The sequence below is a fragment of the Sphingobium sp. GW821-FHT02B05 genome, assembly GCF_059421905.1.
Genome location: NZ_JBWKVW010000001.1, coordinates 1,350,562 through 1,375,354 on the forward strand (window position 1 = coordinate 1,350,562; position 24,793 = coordinate 1,375,354).

A 24,793-nucleotide genomic window follows, 5' to 3' on the forward strand; every position below is an offset into this window, starting at 1 on the left:
GGGTCGCGCAGAATTGGCAGATTGCTGCCTTACACCAACAGGCAATGATGGGAACCTATGGCTCAGCGTTCCCCGGCGTAGGCCAGGGAACGCTCCTTGTGAGTCAGTCTCAGGGCTTCTTGATATTTGTTGAAGCTGGGAGAGGTGGGCGCGACGTTGCCTCGATGCACCAATCTGGCGCCGCTTCCCCTATCCCGTCACCATTCATACGCCTTGGGCATCGCCCCTTCGCTTGGGCTGGCATAGCGGTCGCGCAACTTGGTCTGCCGGTTCTCCAGCGACTGCTGCACCCCGTCGATCCACACCGCGACCGGCGCCGACGTCATTTCCAGTGGATCGCCATCCCAGATCACCACATCGCCCGCCTTGCCGGCCTTGAGCGATCCGAACCGGTCGCCCAGCCCCATCGCCTCGGCCGGGGCCGACGTGATGGTGCGCAGCGCCTGCCCCCAGCTCAGCCCCGTCGCGCCCGGCACTTTGGTCAGGGCGATCATATTGCCCGCCTGTTGCGTCGCGGCGCGCAGTTGCAGGGCATCGTCGCCGGTCAGCAGGCCCATCGAAACGGCGACGCCCGCCTTCACCATCCGGCCCACATTGCTCTGGGTCGCGGCCAGCTTCTCGAAGTTGGACGGCAGGTCCTCCAGCCCGGCCGTGATGACCGGCACCTTGGCCGCCGCTATCTGCGGCGCTACCATCCAGCCTTCGGTGGCGCCTGCCAGGATCAGTTTCAACGCCGGGAAATCCTGCCGCAGCGACAGTACGGTCAGGATATCCCGTGCGCTTTCGACATGCACCATCAGCGGCATCGCACCCGTCACGACCGGCACCAGCGCCTCGGCATCGACCCGGTTCAGCAGGGCATCGCGCGACCGGCCGTCATAGCTGTCCGGCGCCTTGGCAAATAACTGCGCTTCGCGCAGCATCATGCGGAATGTCAGGACGGTCGCCGCGCGACTGCCGCCGGCATCATCCTTCCCCTCTTCGCCCATCTCCACAAATTGGAAGGCGCGGGCCTTGGTGATGGGCGTCATATCCGCGCCCAGATCGATCACCGCGCCTTGCCCGGCAAAGATGCCATTGCCAGCCGCAGGCACCACAACCGCACGGGTCACGCCGGCCGTGCGGCTGATCGCAATCGGATTGGCCAGCGGATTGATCGCCGGCGCGACGTCGATCGCGGCGGAAAAGGGCGATCGGGCCGCACGGGTGTCGTTGGTTTCCTTGACCCCCGGCACTTCGGCAAGGCCCACGCGGGAAAAGCCCGACACGATACCGGGCGTCACCCATTTGCCGCCGGCATCGATCGTCTTCGTGCCTGCGGGCACGGCCACGCCGACACCAGCCGCAACCACCTTGCCCGCGGTGATGACCAGCGTGCCGTTGCGGATCGGCTCCGACCCGTCGCCGATCGCCAGCGTCGCGCCGGTGATGGCGATGGACTGGGCCAGCGCGGGGGTGGAAATGGCCATGGCCAACATTGCAAGAACCGTTCGCGTCATGCTCATTTCACGTCTCCCGCGCCGATCTGGCCCAGTTCGAAATCACTCACCGGCCGCAGCTTGGGATTGCCGCTGTCATACATCAGCGCCCCGTCGATCCACACCTTCTCCGGCCGCGTATAGGTGCTGAACGGATTGCCGTTCCACAGCACGACATCGGCCATCTTGCCGACCTTCAGGCTCCCGGTCTGGTCTGCAATGCCCATCGCCCTGGCAGGGTTGATCGCCAGCCAGGTCCAGGCGACCTCATCGGAAATATCGATCCCCATGCGCCGGCCTGCACCCAATGCCTTGGCCGCTTCCTGATTCAGGCGCTGGATGCCATCCTGATCGTCGCTATGCACGATCGCGCAGGCACCGGCCTGCTGCACCAGCGGGACATTTTCCTTGATCCCGTCATAGGCTTCCATCTTGAAGCCGTACCAGTCGCCCCACATGGCCGAGCAGATGCCATTTTCACGCAGCAGGTCGGCGATCTTGTAGCTTTCGACCGCATGGTGGAAGGCGGTGATCTTGTAGCCGAACTCCTTCGACATATCGATCACATTGGCCATCTCGTCCGCGCGATAGCAATGGTTATGGACCAGGATCTTGCCCTCCAGCACGTCCGCCAGCGTCTCCATGCCCAGGTCGCGGGTCTGGTCCTTGCCCGCCGCGCGCTTCTTCTGATAGTCGCGCGCCTTGATCCAGGTCTGGCGATCGACCGCCATATTGCCCATGCGGGTGCTGGGTTCGCGCCCCTTGGCGCCATAGACGCGCTTGGGATTTTCGCCGCAGGCCATCTTCAGGCCATAGGGGGCGCCGGGGAATTTCATCCCCTGCTGGGTGCGGGCCGGAACATTCTTCACCGTGACGCTGCGACCGCCGAACAGATTGCCCGATCCGGGCAGGATCTGGAGCGTCGTGACGCCACCATTGGCCAACGCCCGCCCGAAACCGGGATCTTGCGGCCAGATACTATGTTCGGCCCACACATGGGGCGTCACCGGCGACGTCATTTCATTGCCGTCCGACAGCGCGTCCACGCCGGGGGAGGCATAGACTCCCAAGTGGCTGTGAATGTCGATCACGCCGGGGGTGACATATTTGCCGGTCCCGTCGAACACCGCGATATCGGCCGGGATCGGCGTATCCGGCCCACCGATCGCGACGATCCGGCCTTCGTTCAGGAAGACCACGCCGCCGTCGATGCGCCCACCTTCGCCATCGAAGATGGTGGCATTGCGGATCACCGTCGGCCGCCCCGGATAGGGTTTGTAGGTGGAGGGATAAGGATTGTCCGGTTCGGCCGACGATCCCTGCGAAGCGGGCTGCGCCTCCTTCTCCTTCTTCGCCGCGACCGGGCCAGCGGTTCCCGCCAGCAACGCCGCGACCAGCAGCAGTCTGCCGCTCATGTTCATGCCTTTTCCTCCGAACCGATCAGATCGAGATGCATCAGCCGCTTCACATAGGGGGAGACGAGCAGCACCAGCCCCCCCACCACGATCGCAAACCAGCCGATGCGGGTATAGACGTCCAGCACCTGCGTGACGTTACCCGCCTCGCCGCTCCCCGTCGCGCGGGCGATGAGGCCCGCGATGAAATTGCCCGCCGCCATCGCCAGGAACCATGTCCCCATGACCAGCCCCACCATCGAAGACACCGACAGGCGCGTCATGGCGGACAGGCCCACCGGTGAGAAGCAAAGCTCCGCCATGGTGTGGAGCAAGTAGATCAGGAAGACGAAGATCACCGGCGTGAGATTTTCTCCTGCCATCGCCGCGCCCGCGACCAGTACCAGAAAACCTGCGCCGCACAGCACCAGCCCGATACCGAACTTGGCGGGCGAGGATGGCTCCAGCCGCCGCTTGTCCAGGAAGGTCCACAGGATCGCAAAGAGCGGCGCGAGCAGGATGATAAACACCGAATTGACCGACTGGAACAGCGAGGCAGGCACTTCCCAACCCAGCATATTGCGGTCGACATTGCGGTCGGTAAAGATGTTGAGCGACGACCCCGTCTGCTCGAACAGGCCCCAGAAGAGCGGATTGAGCGCGATCAGGAAGAGCGCGGCAAACATGCGATCGCGATCGACCTTGCCCAGCGTGCCGACCGTCCGCCACAGGATATAGACGACGGTCAGCGCCGAAAAGCCCAGCAGCGCATAGCCCAGCAGTTCGGCATAGCGGATCACCAGCCAGATGGCTGCCACGCCCAGCGCCGCGGCCAGATAGATGGTCCATTCCTGGTTGAGGCCGGTGCCCGTGCGCGCACGCAACTGCTGGGGTGCCGGCGGTTCGCCCTTGCCCAGCAGCCATGGCTTCAGCCATACGAACATGACCAGACCCGCCAGCATGCCCACGCCGGCCGCGCCAAAGCCCCAGCTCCAGCCCCATAGTTCGCCGAGCAGGCCGCAGACGACCGGCCCCAACATCCCGCCCATGTTGATCCCCATGTAGAAGATGGAGAAGGCGGGATCGCGGCGATGATCGTCGCGGGCGTAAAGCTCGCCCACCAGCACGGAAATATTGGCCTTAAGGAAACCGGTGCCCACGATGATGGATGCCAGCGCCAGATAGAAGCCATTCAGGAACAGCGGGTCTTGTCCGCCCGGTCCTTCCGTAATCGCGATCAGGAAATGGCCGATGGCGATGAAGACGCCGCCGACGAGCACGGCCTTGCGCGGCCCAAGAAACCGGTCGGCCAGATAGCCGCCGATGACCGGCGTGATATAGACCAGCGAGGTATAGGCGCCGTAGAGGAGATAGGCCTTGTCCTCGCCAAAGAGGAAATGCTTGGTGAGGTAGAAAATCAGGATGGCGCGCATCCCGTAATAGGAGAAACGCTCCCACATTTCCGCGAAAAAGAGCAGATACAGCCCACGCGGATGGCCGAGCCAGGTTTTCCCTGCCTCGGCGGCACTCATGTCCGAAGTCGCCATTCGGCACCCTTTGCTTATTCTGTGTCCGGCCCTCCATGCTGGGGACCGCTTATGGGCGAGAACCTAGTGCGGATCGGTCCGCCCTGTCAAAAGGGCAGCCGGACCCTTGCGTCGAAGCGTTGGGCGCGCCATCTGTCGGAACGATGTTCAACGACCTTTCCTCCCCGCTCGCCCTGCTCCAGACCCGCCGTTCCGGCAAGCCGCGCGACCTGATCGCGCCCGGCCCGGACGACGCGCAACTGCGCCAGATATTGGAGGTGGCGCTGCGTACCCCCGATCATGGCAAGCTGGCGCCATGGCGTTTCGTCATCGTACCGCAGGACAAGCGCGCCGCATTGGCCGACCTGCTGGAAACCGCCTATCGCGCGGAAAAGCCGGATGCTGGACGGCTGGAGATAGAGGCGATGCATCAGTTCGCCCATCAGGCACCCACGCTGGTGGTGGCCCTGTCGTCCCCGGTCGCGGGCAGCAAGATCCCGGTCTGGGAACAGGAATTGTCGGCGGGCGCCGCGATCATGAACCTGCTGCACGCCACCCATGCGCTGGGCTTTGCCGGTGGATGGCTCACCGGCTGGCCCAGCTTCAACGAAGACGTCCGCGACGCTTTCGGCAAGAAGGGCGAGAAGATTGCCGGCTTTGTCTTCATCGGCACTTCCGGCAAGCCGCAGGAAGAACGGCCCCGGCCAGAATATGACGCGATCGTTTCGACTTGGGGAAGATAATGATAACCGCAAAGCATTGCCGAACAACCTCTGCGCATTGACCCGCATGGCTGTATTATGGCACTGATGCACTATGGCCGACGAATCCAAACCCGTCTATCTCCGCCTGCGTGAGATTATCGCCGCCTCCATCCTGGATGGGGAATTTACCGATGGCGACCTGTTGCCTTCTGTGCGCGCCTTCGCCGCTGCGCAGGGCGCCAATCCACTGACCGTGGCGAAGGCCTATCAGAGCTTTCAGGATGACGGGCTGGTGGTGGTGAAGCGCGGCGTCGGCATGTTCGTCGCGGACGGCGCGACCCGCCGCCTGCGCGAAGCCGAACGCGAACGTTTCCTCGACAGCATTTGGCCACCCGTCGCGGCACAGATCAGGCGGCTCGGCCTGCGGATCGACGATCTGGACCTGGCAAAAGCATGAACCCCATCCCGCAACCCTGAGCCGATCAATCGGCGCACGCCCTTACAGCGCCGCCAGCGCATCCACCGCTTCCTGACGACCGGCAAAGCCGCGCACGGCTGCTGCACGGCCCAGCGCCAGTTTCGCCTCGCCCCTGCGACCGGCAGCTGCATAGGCCTGCCCCAGATGCAGTTGCACCACAGGCACATCGGGCGCCAGCGCCACCGCCTTTTCCAGCAAATCGACCGCCGCCGGTCCCTTCTCGCCGCTGCGCAGCAATATCCAACCGAACATGTCCGCCGTCACCGGATTACCGGGCATCAATCGATAAGCATGAGCCGCATAGGCGCGCGCAACGGTAGGATCTCCATCTTCCATCGCGGCGCGGGCGAGGTCGGCCATCAACACCGCGTCATTGTCCCCAATCCGTGCCCGCACCGCCTGCAACATCCGGCGCGCGCCACGCCAGTCCTGCGCCTGCATCGCCATCTCGCCGGCCAGACGCTGCATTTCGACGTCGTTGGGATTTTGGCTGAGGAACAATTGCGTCACCTGCCGCGCGCGCGGGACGTTGCCGGCACGGACCCAGGCAGCGGCAAGCCGCAGCGCCGTCGCGCGATCGAACCGGATATTGGCGGCCGCCTCATAGGCGCGCGCGGCATCCAGCGGCTGGTTCGCCGCGCCCATCGTGTCGCCCAGTATCAACCAGGCGTCGGGCGCCCCTGGATTGGCACGACTGAGCAGACGCGCCCGCGCCAGCGCCTCACCGTTGCGGCCCGTGCTCAGCAGCGCACGGATATAAGGGATATTGTCGCGCGCGGTCGTGCCGCTGGCCGGCCCAGCACCGGACGCCATCCCATCGTCCGACGCGCTGACGAAGGCATCGCTCGTCGCCCGCACCGGCCATGCGGCCCGCGACAGCATATCGTCCGCCATCGCCCGGTTGCCCAGCGCCTCCTGCACCCGCGCGCCAAAGCTCAGCACATAGGGATCGGCGTCTCGCTGCGCCACGATCGGCGCCAGCGTCGTCGCGGCAGATGCAAAGTCGTCATTATCGTACAAGGCGCGCGCCAACAGAGTCCGGGCCGTGCGATTATCCGGCTGGGCGACGACCAGTGGCGCCAGCGCCTCGGTGGCCAGCACGGGATTGCTGTCCTGCAACTGCAATATGCCGCGCAGCAGGCGGGTCGCAGGTTCGCTGTCCAGCCGACCCCTGGTCCGCTCCAGCAGCTTGCGCGCCAGATCGCCCTCCCCCGCGCGCGCCGCCATCACCGCCTGCATCATCCAGGCACGCGGATTGGACGGATCGATCGCCAGCAAGCGACGGGTCAGCCCCAACATTCGACTGGCCTGCCCGGCATCGGCCAGCGTCGCGGCATATTGCTCCAGCGTGGGCACCGAATCCGGATCGGCGGCCAGCGCCCGCTCGAACCAGGGGAGCGAAGCCGTCAGGCCATATTGCGCGCGGGTCAGTTCCCCACGCAAAGTCAGGGCCTTCGCATCGTTCGGCGCCAGCGCCACCGCCCGGTCGGCGGCCATGATCGCGCCCGCCTGATCCCCCACGACCATCTGCAACCGCCCCAGTTCCACCCAATTGGCTGGGTCGCCGGGTGCGTTCGCCATGGCTCTTTGCAAGGCCGCACGCGCAGCTTGCAGGTCGCCTTGTGCCAGGGCGGCCTGTGCGATCACACGTGCCGCGACGACGCCCGCTTCCCGCGGCAAGTCGGGCGCGCGCGCTTCCTTCAGCGCACCAGTCGGGTCGCCCTGCAACAATGATGCCTGCGCCATGACGGCGCGGGTCGCTGCCGGCGATGCCCCTAGCGTGCGTGCCCGTTCGACGGCAGCCTGCGCGCCTGCGCCATCGCCTAAATCGACCAACGCCTGCGCCTGCGCCACATGGGCGGTCGCTGAATTAGGATCGCGCTTGATCGCGTTCATCAATTCGACCCGCGCCGTGCGCGCGTCCCCTTTGTCGAGCGCGGCCAGGCCGCGCGCCAGCGCTGCGCTGCCATCGCGCTCATGCGCGCGCCATTGCAACATGCCGGCCGCTCCCAATGCCAGCAATGCCACCCCGACAATCAGGATCAGACGAGACCGTCGCATCGGCGTCAGCCCTGCATCTGATATTGTTTGAGCAAATCGTACAGCGTCGGCCGGCTGATGCCCAACATCTTGGCCGCGCCGGAAATATTGCCATCGGTCCGGGCGATCGCGCGGCGGATGGCACGACGGTCGGCCATTTCGCGCGCCGCTTTCAGGTTGACGAGGTCGCCGCCCTCGGCACGCTCGTCATCCAGATCCAAATCGGCAGCGGTGATGAACTTGCCGTCGGCCATGATGACCGCGCGCTTCATCCGGTTTTCCAGTTCGCGCACATTGCCTGGCCAGCCCCAACTATCCAGCGCCGCCAGAGCATCGGGCGCCAGCCCCTTGACCTGCGGGTTCATGTCACGGGCAAACCGCGTGAGGAAATGGCGCGCCAGCAATGCCGGGTCGCCGGGACGATCCTTCAGCGCCGGAATCCGCACGACGATTTCGGCGAGGCGATAATAGAGATCCTCGCGAAAACTGCCGCCTTCGATCATCTGCTCCAGATTCTGATGCGTGGCGCATACGATCCGGGTATCGACGGCGATCGGTTGGCGCCCGCCAATCCTCTCGATGACCCGCTCTTGCAAAAAGCGCAGCAGCTTGACCTGCAAGGTCAGCGGAATGTCCCCCACCTCGTCCAGGAACAATGTGCCGCCCTGCGCCTGCTCGATCTTGCCCGGCGTGGTCTTGATCGCGCCGGTAAAAGCACCCTTTTCATGGCCGAACAGTTCGGACTCCAGCAGGGTTTCAGGGATCGCGGCGCAATTGATCGCGACGAAAGCGCCGCCACGGCGCGGACTGGCGTCATGCAGGCCCTGCGCCAGCAACTCCTTGCCCGTGCCGCTCGCACCCAGCAGCAGGACGGACACCTGCGCGCCGGCCACCCGCTCGATCGTGCGGGCGACCTTCATCATTTCGGGCGCGCCGGAAATGATGCGACCCAACACCCGGCTGTCTTCCGGCGCGGTTTCGGCAAGCCGCGCATTCTCCCGCTCCAGCGCATGGACATGGAATGCACGGCGGACAATCAGGCCCAGTTCGTCGATATCGACCGGCTTTTGGTAAAAATCATAGGCACCGCCCGAAATCGCATCCAGGGCACTTTCCCGCGCGCCATGGCCCGACGCCACGATGACCTTCGTATCCGGCTTGATCTTCAGCATTTCCGCGAGCGTCGCAAAGCCTTCGCTGGTGCCGTCGGGATCGGGCGGCAAGCCGAGGTCCAGCGTCACCACGTCCGGCGCTTCCGCGCGCAGCATCTCGATCGCTTCCTGCCGGTCGCCGGCGATGAAGAGCCGATAATCCTCATAGGCCCAGCGCAATTGTCGCTGGAGACCCGGATCATCTTCCACGATCAGCAATTTGGGGCGTGTGTCGCTCATCAGGCGGCCTTCTCTTGTGTGTCGCTATGGGGCGCCAGCGGCAGGCGCAATGTGAAACGGCTGCCGGCGCCGGGTTTGCTTTCCACCTCGATCCGGCCGCCCATGGCCATGGTCAAAGTGCGCGCCTCGAAAGCCCCCAGGCCAAAGCCCGCCGCCTTGCTGGAGGAGAAGGGCTTGAACAGGTCGCGGCGGATATATTCGGCGCTCATGCCCTTGCCCCGATCGATGATCGCCACCACCGCTTCCCCGGCTTCGGTGGACAAGCGCAAATCGACCGGGCTGTCCGGCGCGCTGGCATCGATGGCATTTTGCAGCAGATGGGTGACGATCTGTTCGACCCGTGCAGGGTCCGCCAAGGCCAAAGGCGCATCGCCGCTGACATGGACCGGATGCTGGCGCGCGCGGGTGCGGGCGACCTGCTGCAACAGGTCGATCAGCGCCACAGGGCGCGGCTCTTCCGCCCGGCCCTTATTATGCTGCGACAGGCGGGCAAGCATGTCGTTCATCTTCCCCACCGATTCCCTGAGCGTCAGCACCATGTCGGCGCGGAATTCGGGGTTGTCGGCGTGGCGCTCCGCATTGCGGGACAGCAGCGACAATTGGCTGACCAGATTCTTCACGTCATGGATGATGAATGCAAAGCGGCGATTGAACTCCTCGAACCGTTGCGCGTCATCCAGCGCCTGCTGGCCCTGCGCCTCGCTGATATGGGTCGCGGCCTGCCGTCCGGCGGCGCGCAACATATCGAAATCTTCCCAATCCAGCCGCCGGTCGATAGGCGGTGGCGCCAGCAGCAGCGCGCCGATCATCCGACCATAATGGATCAGCGGCACCAGCGCCCAGAAGCGCCGATCCTGCGTCAGCCATTCCGGCAGAACCAGCGCACCGTCGCTGTTCTTGAGCCGGCCCAGATCGACGATCCATCCGCTCGCTTCCAATTGCGACACGATTTCGGGCGGGACCGTGCCGATATCCGACAGGTCGCCGCTCCAGTTCCAACATGTTTCGAACGCCAGCCCGCCACGTTCGTCCCGAAGCAGCAACAGGGCGCCGGGCGAATCGGTGATGTCGGCCATCGCCTTCGCCACGCGCTGGCCCAGCGGCGCGGCATCCTCGCCCGGACGACCTATGGTATCGCCAAACCGCATCCATTCGGTGCGATAATCATAGCGATGCTGGAAGAAATGCTTGGCGACCTGCACCTTCCAAAGCGCCCGCATCTGCGGCGAGGGCAACAGCACCAGCGCCGTGACCGCCGTGAAGAAGACCGCCGCAATCTCCACCACCCGCGCATAAGGGCCGGCGATCAGTTCGATCAGCACGGCAGCGGCGGTCAGCACCGCGACATAGAGGCCAACGGCGACGATCGAAAGTGACTGGAACGTAATGGCGCGGGACAATTGCAACCGCCCTGCCATCCCCTTGCGCATGCCGACCGCGATGACCGGCGCGACCAGGCCCATCAGCAGGCCGCGCAGCGCGTAAAGCTCGTTCACCCGATGCGGCGCGAACCAGCAGATGGCGTAGAGGCTGAGATCATAGGTCCACATCGCCGCCAGCGATCCCAGCAGCAACGACACCCCGCCCCGTTCGCGCGAAGGCCAGGCGGTGTAAAGATGATGGACCAGCAACAGGCTGCCGATCGCGGTCATCATCCGCAGGATCAGCGAACAGTTGACGAGCGCATGATGCAGGTCGCTCCCCGGCGACAATTGCCGCCAGACAAGGTCGGTGAATGTCTGCAACATCAGCAGGCCCGCCACCGCCAGATAGACGGCGCTCACGGCAATCGCCGGCCCCGCGCGCCCCACCGGGCCGCGCCGCATCATCACATAAATTGCCAGCAGCCAGGCGGCGTTGCGGATGCTTTCGCCGATCCCCGATAGCGGCTTCGACACCCCCCCGAAAGAGACATAGAGCGCCCAGCAGGATGTCAGGAGCAAAGCAACGGCGAGCAGCCGCGGTTCCGGCGCCTCGCCACGGCGGCGCAGCAGGAAAATACCCAGCGCCGCGAACAGCACGGCGGCCAGTGCATGGCCCCAGTCGCCGACAAATTGAAGGAGCGCTCCCATAACCGCTAACGCCTCAGCGCGCGCCGTCGGGCCAGAGCACGACCCGCAAGGTCTGGATCAGGATCAGCAGATCCAGAAAAGGCGTGTAATTCTTGGCATAATAGAGGTCATATTCCAGCTTGTGCCGGGCATCCTCGATTGATGCTCCGTAGGGATAGTTGATCTGTGCCCAGCCGGTGATGCCGGGCTTTACCATGTGCCGTTCGGCATAATAGCGCAGATGCTGTTCCAGATCCTCGACGAACTGGCGCCGTTCGGGGCGTGGGCCGACGAAACTCATCTCGCCCTTCAGCACCGTCCAGGTCTGCGGCAGTTCATCGATACGCAGCTTGCGCAGCCAATAGCCCAGGCGCGTGATACGCGGGTCATCTTTTTCCGCCCACACCGCCTGCCCGTTGACTTCGGCGTCCAGCCGCATCGTGCGCAACTTGACGATCCAGAATTCCTGTCCGAACAGCCCGACGCGCTGCTGCCGGTAGAAAGCCGGGCCCTTGGTATCGAGCTTCACCAATATAGCGGCGATCAGAATGATCGGGCCGGTCAGCGCCAGCAGGATCGAACTGGCAACCACGTCGAACAGCCGCTTGGCGATGCTCGACAAGCGGCGGCCGGCCGAAAACCCGTCGGAAAAGATCAGCCAGCTTGGGTTGACGCTGGCCAGGTCGACACGGCCCGTCTCACGCTCCAGGAAACTGGAAAGATCGTTGACATGGACGCCAGTCGTCTTGATCCGCAGCAGGTCGCTCATCGGGATCGCATTACGCCGCTCCTCCAGCGCCAGCACCACTTCGCTGGCGTTCAGCCGAACGACGAAGTCGGACAGGTTGAACACGGCGTCGCGGTTGATTGCTTCGGGGATCACCTGCGGCCCGTCATTCATGGCGATGAAGCCGACGACCAGGAATCCGGCGCCACGCTTCTTCTCCAATTCCTTGATCCGGTTGGCGCGATTGCCCGCGCCCAGAACCACCAGCCGCCGCTTGAACGCTTCTCCGCCCAGCATCGACCCTAGCAGCAACCGAACCGTCACCAGCAGCCCCATGGCCAGGCCCATGGCGTACAGCGAGTTGGACCGCCACAACGTTATGCCGGGCAACAGGAAATAGAGGACGGACAGGAAAATCACGCCCAGCGACACCGCCACCAGCAGCCGCGCAAAGGCGAAACGAATGGATTGCAGGGCTTCGGTGCCATAGACGCCGACCGCGATCATCGCGGTCTGGATGGCGATCGCGAAGCTGATCAATGGGCCGGATCGGGTCATGACATGATCGACATCCATGCCGATCTGCCGCGCGCGCAATATCCATCCCCCTTCTGCGGCGCCTAGCAGCAGTGCGAAATCAAGCAGTCCCAGCAGCAGCACCGCATGCGGCACATAATGTTTGAACAGCCTTATCATCGTCGTGCATATCCTGCTGGCCGCCAATCCGGCGCCTTCCGGGGAGCCGGATTGCCTTACAACGGCTGTAAGATAATCCGACAGTGGATATACTCTGCCCGACAATGGCAAAGAAATGCTGAATCCAGGGGCAACTCTTTGGAAAGGGGAATGGAGGCGGGCCGGTCAGACGCGCAGGAAACGCCATAAGCAACGCACATCGTTGCGTCGTCGCATCATCGGCCCGACGGATCGGCCCTGCCTCAATGCTCGTTGCGTAAAGTGTCGGCTGCGTTGCGGGCGGCTTGGCTCACGACCTTCGCGGCATCATCCACGGTTCCCGCAGCACGCGTGATCTTATCGGCCTGGGCATCGCCGCGTCGTTCGTTGGTCATGTAGAAAAAACCGATAGCCAGGATCAATGCAATGGCAATCAGCGCGAAGACGACCCCGCTACCCTTCGATCGACGGACGACGGAAACATGCGGTGACACCGGATGTCGCTCATCGTTCCGGCCAGATGGCATGTCGCCCATAAATTATCTCCTCAAGTCCGGATAACGGACAACGGGAGACGAACGTTCCAATCAGTCATCCTCATGGACGTCAGCGGCGCCGCGTCCACGGCTCAGACGATCGACATCCTCCATAATTTCGTCCAGCACCGCTGTATCGGTGGTTTCCTGGGTACGGCGGGACGGCAGGTCGCCGCTTTCCAATATTTGTTCCAGCGCCGCGCGGCCGCGCGCCACACGACTTTTGATCGTACCGACGGCAACGCCGCAAATCTCGGCGGCTTCCTCATAAGCAAAGCCGCCTGCGCCTACCAGGATCAAGGCCTCTCGCTGCGGCTGAGGCAATTGCAGCAAAGCGCGCTGCATGTCGGAAAGCTCGACATGCTTGTCCTGCCCGGCCGGCGCAGCCAGAATACGATCCGCAGTCAGATCGTCCCATTCCCCGCGGAAGCGCGAGCGGCGCATTTGCGACAGATAATGGTTGCGCAGGATGATGAAGGTCCAGGCGCGCATGTTGGTGCCGGCCTGAAAGCGATTACGCGCTGCCCATGCCTTGAGCAAAGTTTCCTGGACCAGATCGTCGGCCACGTCGCGATTGCCGGACAAAGACCGGCCAAAGGCGCGCAGATGGGGAATCACAGCGGCCAATTCGCGCTTGAAATCCGAATCGGACAGCGTCGCACGTTCTTCGATCCCGCTGATTTCGCCAACGTCCTCATTCATGGGAACAACCCCCGTATCGGATTCCGTATCCGCCGCATGAACCGACGTCGTCAAAGCCATAAGTGTATCCGCATCCTAAACCGATCACTATCAACAACCAACTTTCCGTTCTTTCGCCCTAACGCCAAGTCACCATCGACATGGCGAAGGCCGCCAGCGAAATAGCGAGCACGTGGCGCACCACATTGAGGTAGCGCCTGCGCAAGCATCATCGGTTGTGGAATGTCTTCCCTGTTCGGCCATGACACGCCTCCCGATCGTTACGCATCATTAACGCAGCGTTCCGATCGGGGTTCCGTGACTTTCTGACCTCGCATGCCTTAGGCCGGCGCGGTCGCCTCGTCGAAGAAGAGCGCTTGCGAAATGGCCGCCTTCACCGTCGCACGCTGGAAAGGCTTGGTGATGAGGAAAGTGGGTTCCGGACGCTCGCCGGTCAGCAATCTTTCCGGGAAGGCGGTGATGAAGATCACCGGCACGGAAAATTCCGCAAGAATGTCCTTCACAGCGTCGATGCCGCTGCTGTCGTCGGCCAGCTGGATGTCGGCCAGCACCAAACCCGGCCTGTCAGCCAGCGCCTCACGCACGGCATCCTCGCGGGTCACGGCGATGGCGGTGACGTCATGGCCAAGGTCGCGCACGATCGTCTCGATATCCATCGCGATGATCGGCTCGTCCTCGATGATGAGGACCTTGGCGCGGGTCTGCGCTTCGATCTCGCCCAGCGCTTCCTCGACCAGCGCCTCGACATCGGCACTGTCCAGATCGATCAGGTAGGACACGTCGTCGACGGTAAAGCCTTCCAGCGCGGTGAGCAGCAACGCCTGCCGCGGCAACGGCGTCAACCGCGCAAGACGGGCCTGCGCAATCGCTTCGCGGCCATTGCCGGCGGACATCGGCAAATCTTCCAGATGAGAGGATGACCAGATCGCCTGAAAAGTCTTGTAGAGCCCAAGGCGCGGATCGACGTCACTGGGGAATTCTTCCGGCGCGGCGACGATCGCTTCCAGTGCGGCGCGGACATAGGCGTCACCGTGGTTCTGGCTGCCGGTCAACGCACGCGCATAGCGGCGCAGGAACGGAAGATGGGGGTGCAGTTGCTGTCCAAGCGACATCGTAAAGTCTTCTCCCTGCCCTCTTGGGGCATCATTGTCCCAAAGCATGGGGACGCCGCGTAGGATGGAATGTCGATGACTTCATGACAACCCCCCGCCGCCCCATAGCTGCGCAAAGCCGCACAGCGTAAAAAATGCTTCGGATGACGGAACCAACGACATGGGAATTTGTTTCGCATCCACATGGTTTTTTCGACGAAATCCTGAATTTCTCATGGATTGCATGGTTGTGCGAATTGACGTCATGGCGGAAACCCGCGAAACGGGCGGTCCGGCATGGCGAAAATTGCTGTAGAGGGGCTGATTTTGGTTTCTTCAACGACGGAGCGGGGCGTGGCCAATGACGACAGTATTAGCGACGTCACGTCTCCAGAAACACAAGTGAAGGGCTCCGCCGCCCAGCGCAAGCGTCGGTCGGGCGCGGCTAAGGAGGATGGTAACGTCTCCAACGCCTTGCGTACGGTTTATCAACGCGCTGTAGATGAAGATATTCCCGCCGAAATGCTGGATCTGCTGAGCAAATTGGACTGATACGCTTATGATTGGGGGCAGCCTTCCTCCGGCAGCCCGCTCTATGATCGAGCCTTTGCTGCATTTTTTCCGATCGACCGGCGTCAAGATGTTTCTCATCCTGACCCTGGCTCTTTTGCCTTTGGGGCTGATCGCGCTGGTCGCCTCCTTGCAGGCGATTCGCACCGCCGATTTGGAAAAGGACGCCTTGTTGCGCGTCGCGGTAACGCAAAGCGCCCGCAAGCTGACCGCCGATTTACAGTCGGACCGCACGGCGCTGGAACTGACCGTCAATGCACTGGCCAATGGTGCCGCCGACAAGGGCATGTGTCGGCGGCTGGCTTTTTTCCTGACGTCCCACGATGCCGAAGGCGGTCATTTCTATATCTATGACCGCGCTGGCCGCCGCCTGTGCAATTCCCGGCAGCCCGAACCGGCAGGCATCACCCCGGCCGATCGTTTCGCGCGGCCCATCGCGCAATTGCTGCCAACCCATCTGGTCAGTCGGGTACGCAGCGGCAATGGCCGGTTGGTCGCCCTCTCCTATTATTCGCGCGCCCAGCTGGAAAGCGTCGCCGATCCTGCCACTGCGCTGCAAAATCGGCAACTCACGCTGCGGCAGGGAGCGCGCCAATTGATCGTCAGCCGTCCGGGCGGCGGCGTCAGCGGCCATAGCAACAGCCTGTCCGCCCGTCTCGATCCGCCCGATATCCTGCTTACCATGACGGTGCGCGAACCGCCGGCCACGCTGGCCCGCATGCTGTCGCTCTTTCTCCCGCTGGTCATGTGGTTCGCTGCTGCCGCGATTGGCTGGTTCGTCGTCAATCGACTTCTGATCCGCCCGCTGGTCGTGCTGCGCCGCGTGGTCGCGGCCTATCAGCCGGGCGAAGTATTGGAACCGATGCAGCGCATCCGTACACCTGCGCAAGAGATCATGGCGCTGGGCGAGACGTTTCACGAGATCAGCAAGGACGTCGCCACCCATGAGGCGGAGATGGCAGACGGGCTGGAAACGCAGCGCAAGCTGACCCGCGAAGTCCATCATCGGGTCAAGAACAACCTGCAAATCATTGCCAGCCTCATCAATCTGCACGCCCGATCGGCGCATAATGTCGAAGCCTCGGATGCCTATGCGTCGATCCAGCGCCGGGTCGATGCGCTATCGGTCGTCCATCGCAATCATTTTGCTGAGTTGGAGGAAAATCGCGGCGTCGGCGTGCGTCCGCTCATCAGCGAATTGTCGGCCAGCCTGCGCGGTACGGCGCCCGCTTCGGCCCGCCGGTTCGCGATCCAGATCGACAGCGACAATCTGCACATCAGTCAGGATGTGGCCGTGCCGATCGCCTTCCTGCTGACCGAACTGGTCGAACTCGCCATGATGCTCGCCCCTCAGGCAACCATGCGGATTTCCGTGCAATTGGAAGCGAACCGCGACGATCGGGCGCGGTTGACGATAGTGTCATCCGGCCTCAAGACCTCGGACGCCATGACCAGCTATCTCGACGAACGCTATGGCCGGGTGCTGACCGGCCTGTCACGCCAGTTGCGTGCGCCGCTGGATTATGATGGCGAAACGGGCAGCTACGCCATCGCCATCACCATCATCCCGTAAAATGCCGGATCAGACTTTCCGATAGTCACGCCGGAAATCGGCCGTAAAGCTGGCCAGCGTGCCGGCGGCAATATTGTCGCGCAGCCCCTGCATCAACTCCTGGTAGAAATGGATGTTATGCTGGGTCATCAGCATCGCCCCCAGCATTTCGCCCGCCTTCACCAGATGGTGCAGATAGGCCCGGCTCCAGGTCGCACAGACCGGGCAGCCGCACCGCGGATCGAGCGGCCCCTTATCCTCGTTGAACTTGGCATTGCGAATATTGAGCGGCCCTGCCCAGGTGAAGGCTTGCCCGTTACGCCCCGACCGGGTCGGCAGCACGCAATCGAACATGTCGATGCCGCGTTCCACCGCGCCGACGATATCGTCCGGTTTGCCCACGCCCATAAGGTATCGCGGCTTGTCCTGCGGCAGCATGTCGGGCGCGAAATCGAGCGTGGCGAACATCGCCTCCTGCCCCTCGCCCACCGCCAGGCCACCCACGGCATAGCCGTCGAAGCCGACCTCGATCAGCTTTTCCGCCGATACCCGGCGCAACCCCTCGTCCAGCGATCCCTGCTGGATACCGAACAATGCGGCGCGTGTCGTATGATCGCCGCCTGCATCGAACCCGTCGCGCGACCGCTTGGCCCAGCGCATGGAGCGCTCCATCGACCTGGCGGCCTCGTCATGCGTGCAGCCATTCTTGGTGCATTCGTCGAACGCCATGACGATATCGCTGTCGAGCAGCCGCTGGATTTCCATCGAGCGTTCGGGGGTCAGCATATGCTTCGACCCATCGATATGGCTGGAGAAGGCGACACCCTCTTCGCTCATCTTGGTGAGCGCACTCAGGCTCATCACCTGATATCCGCCACTGTCGGTCAGGATCGGCCGATCCCAGCCCATGAAGCCGTGCAGGCCGCCCAGGCGCGCCATACGCTCGGCGCCCGGACGCAGCATCAGGTGATAGGTGTTGCCCAGGATGATGTCTGCGCCGGTAGCACGGACTTCGGCAGGGCGCATCGCCTTGACGGTGGCAGCAGTCCCCACCGGCATGAACGCCGGCGTACGGATTTCGCCGCGGCGCATCTGGATCGCACCGGTGCGGGCCTTGCCATCGGTGGCATGGATCGAGAAGGAAAAACGGGGGTTGGTCATCGCCGCGCTCTAATGGCGAACCGGCACGCATTCAAGGACCAGCCGATCGGCCGACCGGTTCAGCCCGCCCTGCGCACGCCTTCAAACAGCGCCATCGCATCGATATGGAAGCCTTCGACCCGGCGATAGGGGCCGATGAAGCGCAAACAATCCGCCGACAGGCGCAACGGCCAGGGATCGCCTTGCTCATCGTGCAGGGCGAGGGTGACGCAGGGGCTGTGTGGACGCGGCTCGTTCATGCCCAGCGGCATAATTAATAAAGGTTAACAAAGGCCTGAGCCAGGAATTTTACGACCGAATAACAATGCCGTTTGTGGCTTCTGCGCCACATCAGAGCGGGTTGGATGGGTTTTAGGGCGACCTCCCTGCAACAGTGCTGACCAAAAATGGTTAACGGGCTGTCAATCATGTTCGGGTTGATTGCATGCTGCGTGCGAGCCTGATCTTTTCATGCCGTATAGCAAAATGGGGTCGCAGATGATTGATTCAGGACGGTTTAATCCGACCAGAGATGAGGCTGAGGTCGCATCCGACGACGATGTCTCAGGCAGCGCCGAACTTCCGCCGCTCGCCGCTACGGAAACACCGGGCGACACCGGACTGGAACGGGCATTCCGCCAGTCCACCTTATTCGACCTGGGACAGATCGACGTCCGCTGGGACGAAGATCTTTCGACGCTCTGGGCGTTCATGACGCCGCTGGAACGGCCCAATAGCAATATGGGCCTGATTCGCGACACCATGGCTTGGCAGCGGGAAAGCAAGCGCGTCTTCGACGACAAGCATGCAGGCGATGGAAGCGGCCTGTTGAAATTCATGGTGCTGGGATCGCGCTTTCCCGGCGTGTTCAACCTGGGTGGCGATCTTGAGATGTTCGCCGAATGCATCCAGCGGCGCGACCGCGCCACGCTGTTGAAATATGGCATCGCCTGCTGCGAGATCGTCGATCGCATCTGGCATTGCAACGACATGAACATCATCAACATCGGCCTGGCTCAGGGCGATGCGCTGGGCGGCGGGCTGGAGGCGCTGATGTGCTTCGACGTCATCATCGCCGAACGGCAAGCGCGCTTCGGCCTGCCCGAAGTGCTGTTCGGCCTCTTCCCCGGCATGGGCGCCTATTCCATCCTTTCCCGCCGGGTCGGCCCCGTTCTGGCGCGGCAGATGCTGACGGATGGCCGCATCTATACCGCCGAGGAAATGTGCGACATGGGCATCGTCACCCAGGTGGTCGAAACCGGCGAGGGTGAGGCCGCAACGGCCCAGTGGATCAAGGATCATGCGTCGCATCATGCCGGCTATGTCGGCATCAATCGGGCCGGCCGCAGGGTCAATCCGATGACGCTGGAGGAACTGGTCGATATCGTCGAAACCTGGACCGACACGGCGCTGGCCCTGTCCGACCGTGACCTGCGCATGATGCGCCGCCTGGCCGCCGCGCAAACCCGGCTGCGCGGGTAAACGAAGGACGCGCCGCCGCGATCAGGCGCGGCGGCGGCGTGGCAGCGGATCGGGGCGTTCGCTGCCGGCCAGCGGCCCCGCCGCGATCAGTTCGGCGATCCGTTCGCGCGGGACCGGCCTGCTGAACAGATAACCCTGCACGTTGGTGAAGCCGGCTTCACGCGCGTGGCCGAGTTGGTCCGGCGTCTCGATCCCTTCGGCCACCGTATCCATATTGAGGTCGCGCGCCAGATTGCCGATCGCGCGGACGATGGCGCGATCCTCGGCATTGGCGCTGACGCCGGCCATGAAGCTCTGGTCGACTTTGAGCGTGTCGAACCGGTAGGACCGCAGATAGGACAGCGCACTATAACCGGTACCGAAATCATCGAGCGCCAGCCGCAATCCGATCCGCTGCAATTCGCGCAGGATGCTGTTGGTCTGTCCGCTATTGTCGAGGAAGATCGACTCCGTGACCTCCAGCTCCAGCCGGCGGGCGGGCAGGCCGGATTCCAGCAGCGCGGCGATGACGTTGCCCGGCAGTTCGGCGCATTTGAGCGAAGCAGGCGAAATATTGATGGCGATGCGCACGTCCCCTGGCCAGGCGACGGCGGTGGTGCAGGCTTCGCGTAGCACCCATCCGGTCATCGCCTCGATCATGCCCATGCTTTCCGAAATCGGGATGAATTCGGACGGCGGAATGGGCCCCAGCACAGGATGATCCCACCGCAGCAGCGCTTCGCAGGCATCGATATGTCCCGTCTCCAGATCGACGATCGGTTGATAGAGCAGCTTGAGTTCGCCACCGTCGAGCGCACGGCGCAGACCCGTCTCGATTTCGTGGATACGGTTGAACCGTTCCTTGAGCGACCAGTTGAAGCTGGCGGCACGATTGCGCCCTTCCCGCTTCGCTTCATAGAGCGCCAGATCGGCATGCTGCATCAGTTCGTCCATGTCGCGGCCGTCCTGCGGCGCGACGGCATAGCCGATCGAAGCCGTAACCTGGAGGTGATTGTCGCTCAGGTCAAAGCCATGGGCGAAATAGCCGATAATCTCCTGCGCCAATGCAGCGGCAGTCACGCGGTCCATGTCCGGGCAGATGATGACGAATTCGTCACCACCGAATCGCGCGATGCGCCCGCGCCCCTGCACCACATCGTTCAGCCGCTCCGCTACCCCGCGGAGCAGCTGGTCCCCGACCATATGGCCCAGCGAGTCGTTGATCTCCTTGAACCGGTCGATGTCCATCCACAATATGGTGACGGCATCGTTCCGCTTCTGGTTGGAATCGAATATTTCACGCAGACGCATCTGCATCGCCATGCGGTTTTCCAGGCCGGTCAGGCTGTCGAAACGCGCCAGCCGCTCGAATTTTTCGGCCAGCAGCGATTTTTCGCGCTTGCCCACCAGCGCCTGCACGACGATGCGGTGGATGGTCGAGCTGATTTCGGCCAGGCCCAGTACCATCATCACCATGGCTACGGACAGGACGCGATAACCGGTCGATCCTTCCAGCCACAGGCCTGTCGCCGTCGGCAGCAGCGTAAGGCACACCTGACCGATGGCTATCTGCACTCGGCCTGCATTGCGACCGGAAATGCCGCCGGCATAGCCCGTGGCCATCGATACGCTGAGCATGTGCGTGACCGGGTTGGGCGATCCCAGCAGGGTGACGAAGCTCATCAGGCCCAGCAAGCCAGCATAGCCCCATGCGCCCAGTTCATAGGCCAGTTCCCAACTGCGGGAGGCGACGGCGGTGCCGCGCACCAGTTGGCGATGGAAAAAGACGGCGGAAATGACGCGGAGCGTCGCGACCAGGCACAGGACGGCGACAACAAACTGGATCGGTCCGGGCCTGGACAGCGTACTGATGACGATGCCGACCGCAACGCCGGTCACGGCGCCGATCGTCAAGGACCGGGGCGATGCGTAAAGCGATTCGACCAGGCTCCGCCGTACGTCGGCGTCCTGACCGGTATCCAGCGCCCTGCGCCTTTCCAATAATGTTTTCAGCACGCGCAAATGGCGGGTCTCCGCTTCCCGCTCAGGGCATCGCATTTTCCGTTTATTTTTCGGTTAACATTGTTGTTAGGCGTATGGCCCTTCACATATTTCTCCAACAGGGAGTTGTCCCGATGCATCCGCTAGATCGCCCCGTCTGGAACAGCCTGTCGAGCGGCTGGGCGGCTTTGGCGCAGGGCGACGATCGCGCCCGCCGGCTCGAACCGTTGCACGGCCCGTTCGGCGCGGCGATCGACGGCCATCCCGAAAGCCTTGCCGCGATGGCTGCGCTGGTCCCGGCGGACGGCGAATTGTGGCTGATCGGACCGGAAGCGCTGACCCCGCCGCCCGGCGTCCATGTCGATGGCACCGCCACGCTGGCGCAGATGGTCGCCCCATCCATCACCCCTGCCACCGCGCCACCGCCGGACTGGGTACCGCTGGACGAAAGCGACGCGGCGGATATGCTGGACCTCGCGCTGTTGACCAAGCCCGGCCCGTTCCGGTCGCGCACCCACAGGCTGGGCCGCTTCATCGGCGTGCGGGCGGAGGGCCGGCTGATCGCCGTGGCGGGCGAACGCATGCGCCTGCCCGGTTTTACCGAAGTCAGCGGCGTATGCACCCATCCCGACTGGCGCGGCCGGGGCCTGGCCGGCGCGCTGATGCGGGTCGTGGCGCAGGCGATGCTGGACCGGGGCGAAACACCCTTTCTCCACGCCTATGCCGCGCATGAAAAGACGATTGCCCTGTATCGCTCGCTGGGGTTCGAAGTGCGGGCGAAATTGCCGATGACGGCGCTGGCAGGGAGCGAGCATCCGTCAGCGTAGATCGGTTCAACCGCAATAGGACAGGGAAATAGGGCATGAAAAAAGCCGGTGGATCGCTCCACCGGCTTTTTTCGATGTTCGCGTGAAGCGAGGGACTTCGATCGGCGGGCGGAGCCAGGCCCCGCCCGCCATGATCGTTGTTTTAGAAGTCCATGCCGCCCATGCCGCCCATGCCGCCGCCGGGCATGCCCATCGGCGCCTTGTCGTCGGAGGGCAGTTCCGAAACGGCCGCTTCGGTGGTGATCAGCAGACCAGCAACCGAGGCAGCGTTCTGGAGCGCGGTACGCACGACCTTGGTCGGGTCGATGACGCCGGCGGCGACCAGGTTTTCATACACGTCGGTCGAAGCGTTGAAGCCGAACGAGGTGTCGTCCTGATCGAGCAGCTTGCCCGAAACGACGGCGCCGTCATGACCGGCGTTGCTGGCGATCTGGCGAACCAGAGCGGTCAGCGACTTGCGGACGATGTCGATGCCGCGGGTCTGGTCGTCATTGACGCCCGTCAGACCGGCCAGCGCCTTGGTCGCGTACAGCAGAGCCGTACCACCGCCAGGGACGATGCCTTCTTCGACGGCTGCGCGCGTGGCGTGCAGGGCGTCGTCGACGCGGTCCTTGCGTTCCTTGACTTCCACTTCGGTCGCACCGCCGACCTTGATGACGGCCACGCCGCCAGCAAGCTTCGCCAGACGTTCCTGAAGCTTTTCACGGTCATAGTCCGAGGTGGTGTTCTCGATCTGCTGACGGATCTGCTCGGTACGGCCCTTGATCGAGTCGGCGTCGCCGGCGCCATCGACGATGACGGTGTTGTCCTTGTCGATGGTAACGCGCTTGGCGGTGCCGAGCATGCCGAGCGTGACGGACTCAAGCTTGATGCCCAGGTCTTCCGAAATCACTTCGCCCTTGGTCAGGACGGCGATGTCTTCCAGCATGGCCTTGCGGCGATCGCCGAAGCCAGGCGCCTTGACAGCCGCGACCTTCAGGCCGCCGCGCAGCTTGTTGACGACCAGGGTCGCCAGCGCTTCGCCTTCAATGTCTTCCGCGATGATCAGCAGGGGACGGCCCGACTGAACGACGGCTTCCAGGATGGGAAGGATCGACTGAAGGTTCGACAGCTTCTTTTCGTGGATCAGGATGTACGGATCAGCCAGCTCGACGGCCATCTTTTCCGGGTTGGTGATGAAGTAGGGCGACAGGTAGCCGCGGTCGAACTGCATGCCTTCCACGACGTCCAGCTCGAAGTCGAGACCCTTGGCCTCTTCGACGGTGATGACGCCTTCCTTGCCGACCTTTTCCATGGCTTCGGCGATCTTTTCGCCGACTTCACGGTCGCCGTTGGCGGAGATGATGCCGACCTGAGCGACTTCGGCCGAACCCGAAACCGGCTTCGAACGGGCCTTGATGTCCTCGACGACCTTGGTCACGGCGAGGTCGATGCCACGCTTCAGGTCCATCGGGTTCATGCCGGCGGCAACCGACTTCATGCCTTCGCGCACGATGGCCTGGGCCAGGACGGTCGCGGTGGTGGTGCCGTCGCCGGCGATGTCGTTGGTCTTCGAAGCCACTTCGCGCACCATCTGGGCGCCCATGTTTTCGAACTTGTCCTTCAGTTCGATTTCCTTGGCGACCGAAACACCGTCCTTGGTGATGCGGGGCGCGCCGAAGCTCTTGTCGATGACGACGTTGCGGCCCTTGGGGCCCAGGGTCACCTTGACCGCGTCGGCCAGGATGTCGACGCCGCGCAGGATGCGCTCACGAGCGTCACGCGAAAACTTTACGTCCTTCGCTGCCATGATCTTTTACCTTCGTTTGAGAATTGCAAAATTTGCGAAGTTCACACCGTCACTGGGCGCGAATTTTCGCCGAAATCGGGAAGGGATATCCGGTTCGCAGCTTTACGCCACGATACCCAGAATGTCCGATTCCTTCATGATGAGCAGGTCTTCACCGTCGACCTTGACTTCGGTGCCCGACCATTTGCCGAACAGCACGCGATCGCCGGCCTTGACGTCCAGCGGGGTCACCTTGCCGTCTTCGGCCTTGCTGCCCGAACCGACGGAGACGATCTCGCCTTCCTGCGGCTTTTCCTTGGCGGTGTCGGGGATGATGATGCCACCGGCGGTCTTCGCTTCCGCTTCGATGCGGCGGACGAGAACGCGGTCATGCAATGGGCGAAATGCCATGTTGAGTGCCTTTCCCTGGCGTAATTTGGGATGGGGCGCAGCGGCTGGACAATTGGAGTCGTGCTCCAAACCATCCTGTCCGCCTGTCCTTCTCCCGATGAACCTGTCTTTGTTAGCACTCACTGAACAGGAGTGCCAGCGGCATGAATATGGAAAAATCGTTTCGCTGGTCAAGAGGGCGGAAACGGAAAAATTTCCTGTCCGTGCCCACCCGGCACCAGCGCGTCGCCGCAGATAGGCCTGGCCCGCGCCACCGTCATCCGTGGCGCG

General features: G+C 63.2%; 21 protein-coding genes. 6 read left to right on the forward strand and 15 right to left on the reverse strand.

Going from position 1 to position 24,793, the window contains the following annotated elements:
• Nucleotides 1–197: 197 nt before the first annotated feature.
• The 3 genes from AC07UX_RS06840 to AC07UX_RS06850 are packed head-to-tail and all read right to left on the reverse strand — an operon-like array spanning nucleotide 198 to nucleotide 4,419.
• Nucleotides 198–1,505, reverse strand: a complete 1,308-nt coding sequence (locus AC07UX_RS06840; protein ID WP_495191186.1) for an amidohydrolase family protein — start codon at nucleotides 1,503–1,505, stop codon at nucleotides 198–200.
• Nucleotides 1,502–2,899 (reverse strand): amidohydrolase, encoded by a 1,398-nt coding sequence (locus AC07UX_RS06845; RefSeq protein WP_495191187.1) that lies wholly within the window; start codon nucleotides 2,897–2,899, stop codon nucleotides 1,502–1,504. Before AC07UX_RS06845 ends, AC07UX_RS06840 begins: the two co-directional genes overlap by 4 nt.
• Nucleotides 2,896–4,419: a peptide MFS transporter gene (locus AC07UX_RS06850; protein WP_495191188.1), complete on the reverse strand. Its 1,524-nt coding sequence runs from the start codon at nucleotides 4,417–4,419 to the stop codon at nucleotides 2,896–2,898. The genes AC07UX_RS06845 and AC07UX_RS06850 overlap by 4 nt, the downstream gene beginning before the upstream one ends.
• A gap of 143 nt (nucleotides 4,420–4,562) precedes the next feature.
• Here AC07UX_RS06850 and AC07UX_RS06855 point away from each other — a divergent pair, with 143 nt between their 5' ends.
• Entirely contained in the window at nucleotides 4,563–5,141 is a 579-nt protein-coding gene (locus AC07UX_RS06855; RefSeq protein WP_495191189.1) for a nitroreductase family protein, read from the forward strand.
• Between the two features lie 73 nt (nucleotides 5,142–5,214).
• Nucleotides 5,215–5,559 carry a GntR family transcriptional regulator gene (locus tag AC07UX_RS06860; RefSeq protein WP_495191190.1) on the forward strand — a complete coding sequence of 115 codons (345 nt, stop codon included), beginning with the start codon at nucleotides 5,215–5,217 and terminating at the stop codon, nucleotides 5,557–5,559.
• Between the two features lie 42 nt (nucleotides 5,560–5,601).
• Here AC07UX_RS06860 and AC07UX_RS06865 read toward each other — a convergent pair whose 3' ends face one another.
• The 7 genes from AC07UX_RS06865 to AC07UX_RS06895 all read right to left on the reverse strand — a co-directional run bounded on the left by AC07UX_RS06865 (nucleotide 5,602) and on the right by AC07UX_RS06895 (nucleotide 14,814).
• Entirely contained in the window at nucleotides 5,602–7,641 is a 2,040-nt protein-coding gene (locus AC07UX_RS06865; protein ID WP_495191191.1) for a tetratricopeptide repeat protein, read from the reverse strand.
• Nucleotides 7,642–7,646: 5 nt separating this feature from the next.
• Nucleotides 7,647–9,011, reverse strand: coding sequence for a PEP-CTERM-box response regulator transcription factor (gene prsR / locus AC07UX_RS06870; RefSeq protein ID WP_495191192.1), 1,365 nt, complete (start codon nucleotides 9,009–9,011; stop codon nucleotides 7,647–7,649).
• A complete protein-coding gene (gene prsK / locus AC07UX_RS06875) occupies nucleotides 9,011–11,083 on the reverse strand; it encodes an XrtA/PEP-CTERM system histidine kinase PrsK (protein ID WP_495191193.1) in 2,073 nt (690 codons plus the stop codon). The genes prsR and prsK overlap by 1 nt, the downstream gene beginning before the upstream one ends.
• Nucleotides 11,084–11,096: 13 nt before the next feature.
• On the reverse strand, nucleotides 11,097–12,485 hold the full coding sequence (locus AC07UX_RS06880; protein WP_495191194.1) for a TIGR03013 family XrtA/PEP-CTERM system glycosyltransferase: 1,389 nt from the start codon (nucleotides 12,483–12,485) through the stop codon (nucleotides 11,097–11,099).
• A gap of 242 nt (nucleotides 12,486–12,727) precedes the next feature.
• Nucleotides 12,728–13,000, reverse strand: a complete 273-nt coding sequence (locus AC07UX_RS06885; protein WP_495191195.1) for a hypothetical protein — start codon at nucleotides 12,998–13,000, stop codon at nucleotides 12,728–12,730.
• Nucleotides 13,001–13,051: 51 nt separating this feature from the next.
• The gene (locus tag AC07UX_RS06890; RefSeq protein ID WP_495191196.1) at nucleotides 13,052–13,702 is read right to left on the reverse strand and encodes a sigma-70 family RNA polymerase sigma factor; all 651 of its coding nucleotides are present in this window, start codon (nucleotides 13,700–13,702) and stop codon (nucleotides 13,052–13,054) included.
• Nucleotides 13,703–14,022: 320 nt separating this feature from the next.
• Nucleotides 14,023–14,814 (reverse strand): response regulator, encoded by a 792-nt coding sequence (locus tag AC07UX_RS06895; RefSeq protein WP_495191197.1) that lies wholly within the window; start codon nucleotides 14,812–14,814, stop codon nucleotides 14,023–14,025.
• A 276-nt stretch (nucleotides 14,815–15,090) separates the two neighbouring features.
• On the opposite strand from AC07UX_RS06895, the gene AC07UX_RS06900 reads away from it, so the two are divergent.
• Together AC07UX_RS06900 and AC07UX_RS06905 are read left to right on the forward strand one after the other, a co-directional pair.
• Entirely contained in the window at nucleotides 15,091–15,345 is a 255-nt protein-coding gene (locus AC07UX_RS06900; RefSeq protein ID WP_495191198.1) for a NepR family anti-sigma factor, read from the forward strand.
• An 88-nt stretch (nucleotides 15,346–15,433) separates the two neighbouring features.
• The gene (locus AC07UX_RS06905; protein ID WP_495191816.1) at nucleotides 15,434–16,936 is read left to right on the forward strand and encodes a sensor histidine kinase; all 1,503 of its coding nucleotides are present in this window, start codon (nucleotides 15,434–15,436) and stop codon (nucleotides 16,934–16,936) included.
• 9 nt (nucleotides 16,937–16,945) lie between these two features.
• Here the strand turns inward: AC07UX_RS06905 and tgt are convergent, their stop codons facing one another.
• Together tgt and AC07UX_RS06915 are read right to left on the reverse strand one after the other, a co-directional pair.
• Nucleotides 16,946–18,076, reverse strand: a complete 1,131-nt coding sequence (tgt, locus tag AC07UX_RS06910) for a tRNA guanosine(34) transglycosylase Tgt (RefSeq protein ID WP_495191199.1) — start codon at nucleotides 18,074–18,076, stop codon at nucleotides 16,946–16,948.
• Between the two features lie 59 nt (nucleotides 18,077–18,135).
• Nucleotides 18,136–18,315, reverse strand: coding sequence for a hypothetical protein (locus AC07UX_RS06915; RefSeq protein WP_495191200.1), 180 nt, complete (start codon nucleotides 18,313–18,315; stop codon nucleotides 18,136–18,138).
• Nucleotides 18,316–18,553: 238 nt separating this feature from the next.
• Here AC07UX_RS06915 and AC07UX_RS06920 point away from each other — a divergent pair, with 238 nt between their 5' ends.
• A complete protein-coding gene (locus AC07UX_RS06920; RefSeq protein WP_495191201.1) occupies nucleotides 18,554–19,537 on the forward strand; it encodes a crotonase/enoyl-CoA hydratase family protein in 984 nt (327 codons plus the stop codon).
• A gap of 21 nt (nucleotides 19,538–19,558) precedes the next feature.
• Here AC07UX_RS06920 and AC07UX_RS06925 read toward each other — a convergent pair whose 3' ends face one another.
• Nucleotides 19,559–21,574 (reverse strand): putative bifunctional diguanylate cyclase/phosphodiesterase, encoded by a 2,016-nt coding sequence (locus AC07UX_RS06925; protein WP_495191202.1) that lies wholly within the window; start codon nucleotides 21,572–21,574, stop codon nucleotides 19,559–19,561.
• A 77-nt stretch (nucleotides 21,575–21,651) separates the two neighbouring features.
• Between AC07UX_RS06925 and AC07UX_RS06930 the strand changes: the two genes are divergently transcribed.
• Nucleotides 21,652–22,344 carry a GNAT family N-acetyltransferase gene (locus AC07UX_RS06930; RefSeq protein ID WP_495191203.1) on the forward strand — a complete coding sequence of 231 codons (693 nt, stop codon included), beginning with the start codon at nucleotides 21,652–21,654 and terminating at the stop codon, nucleotides 22,342–22,344.
• Between the two features lie 142 nt (nucleotides 22,345–22,486).
• Here AC07UX_RS06930 and groL read toward each other — a convergent pair whose 3' ends face one another.
• Together groL and groES are read right to left on the reverse strand one after the other, a co-directional pair.
• On the reverse strand, nucleotides 22,487–24,133 hold the full coding sequence (groL, locus tag AC07UX_RS06935) for a chaperonin GroEL (RefSeq protein ID WP_495191204.1): 1,647 nt from the start codon (nucleotides 24,131–24,133) through the stop codon (nucleotides 22,487–22,489).
• A 102-nt stretch (nucleotides 24,134–24,235) separates the two neighbouring features.
• Nucleotides 24,236–24,523, reverse strand: a complete 288-nt coding sequence (gene groES, locus AC07UX_RS06940) for a co-chaperone GroES (protein WP_004211301.1) — start codon at nucleotides 24,521–24,523, stop codon at nucleotides 24,236–24,238.
• Nucleotides 24,524–24,793: the final 270 nt, after the last annotated feature.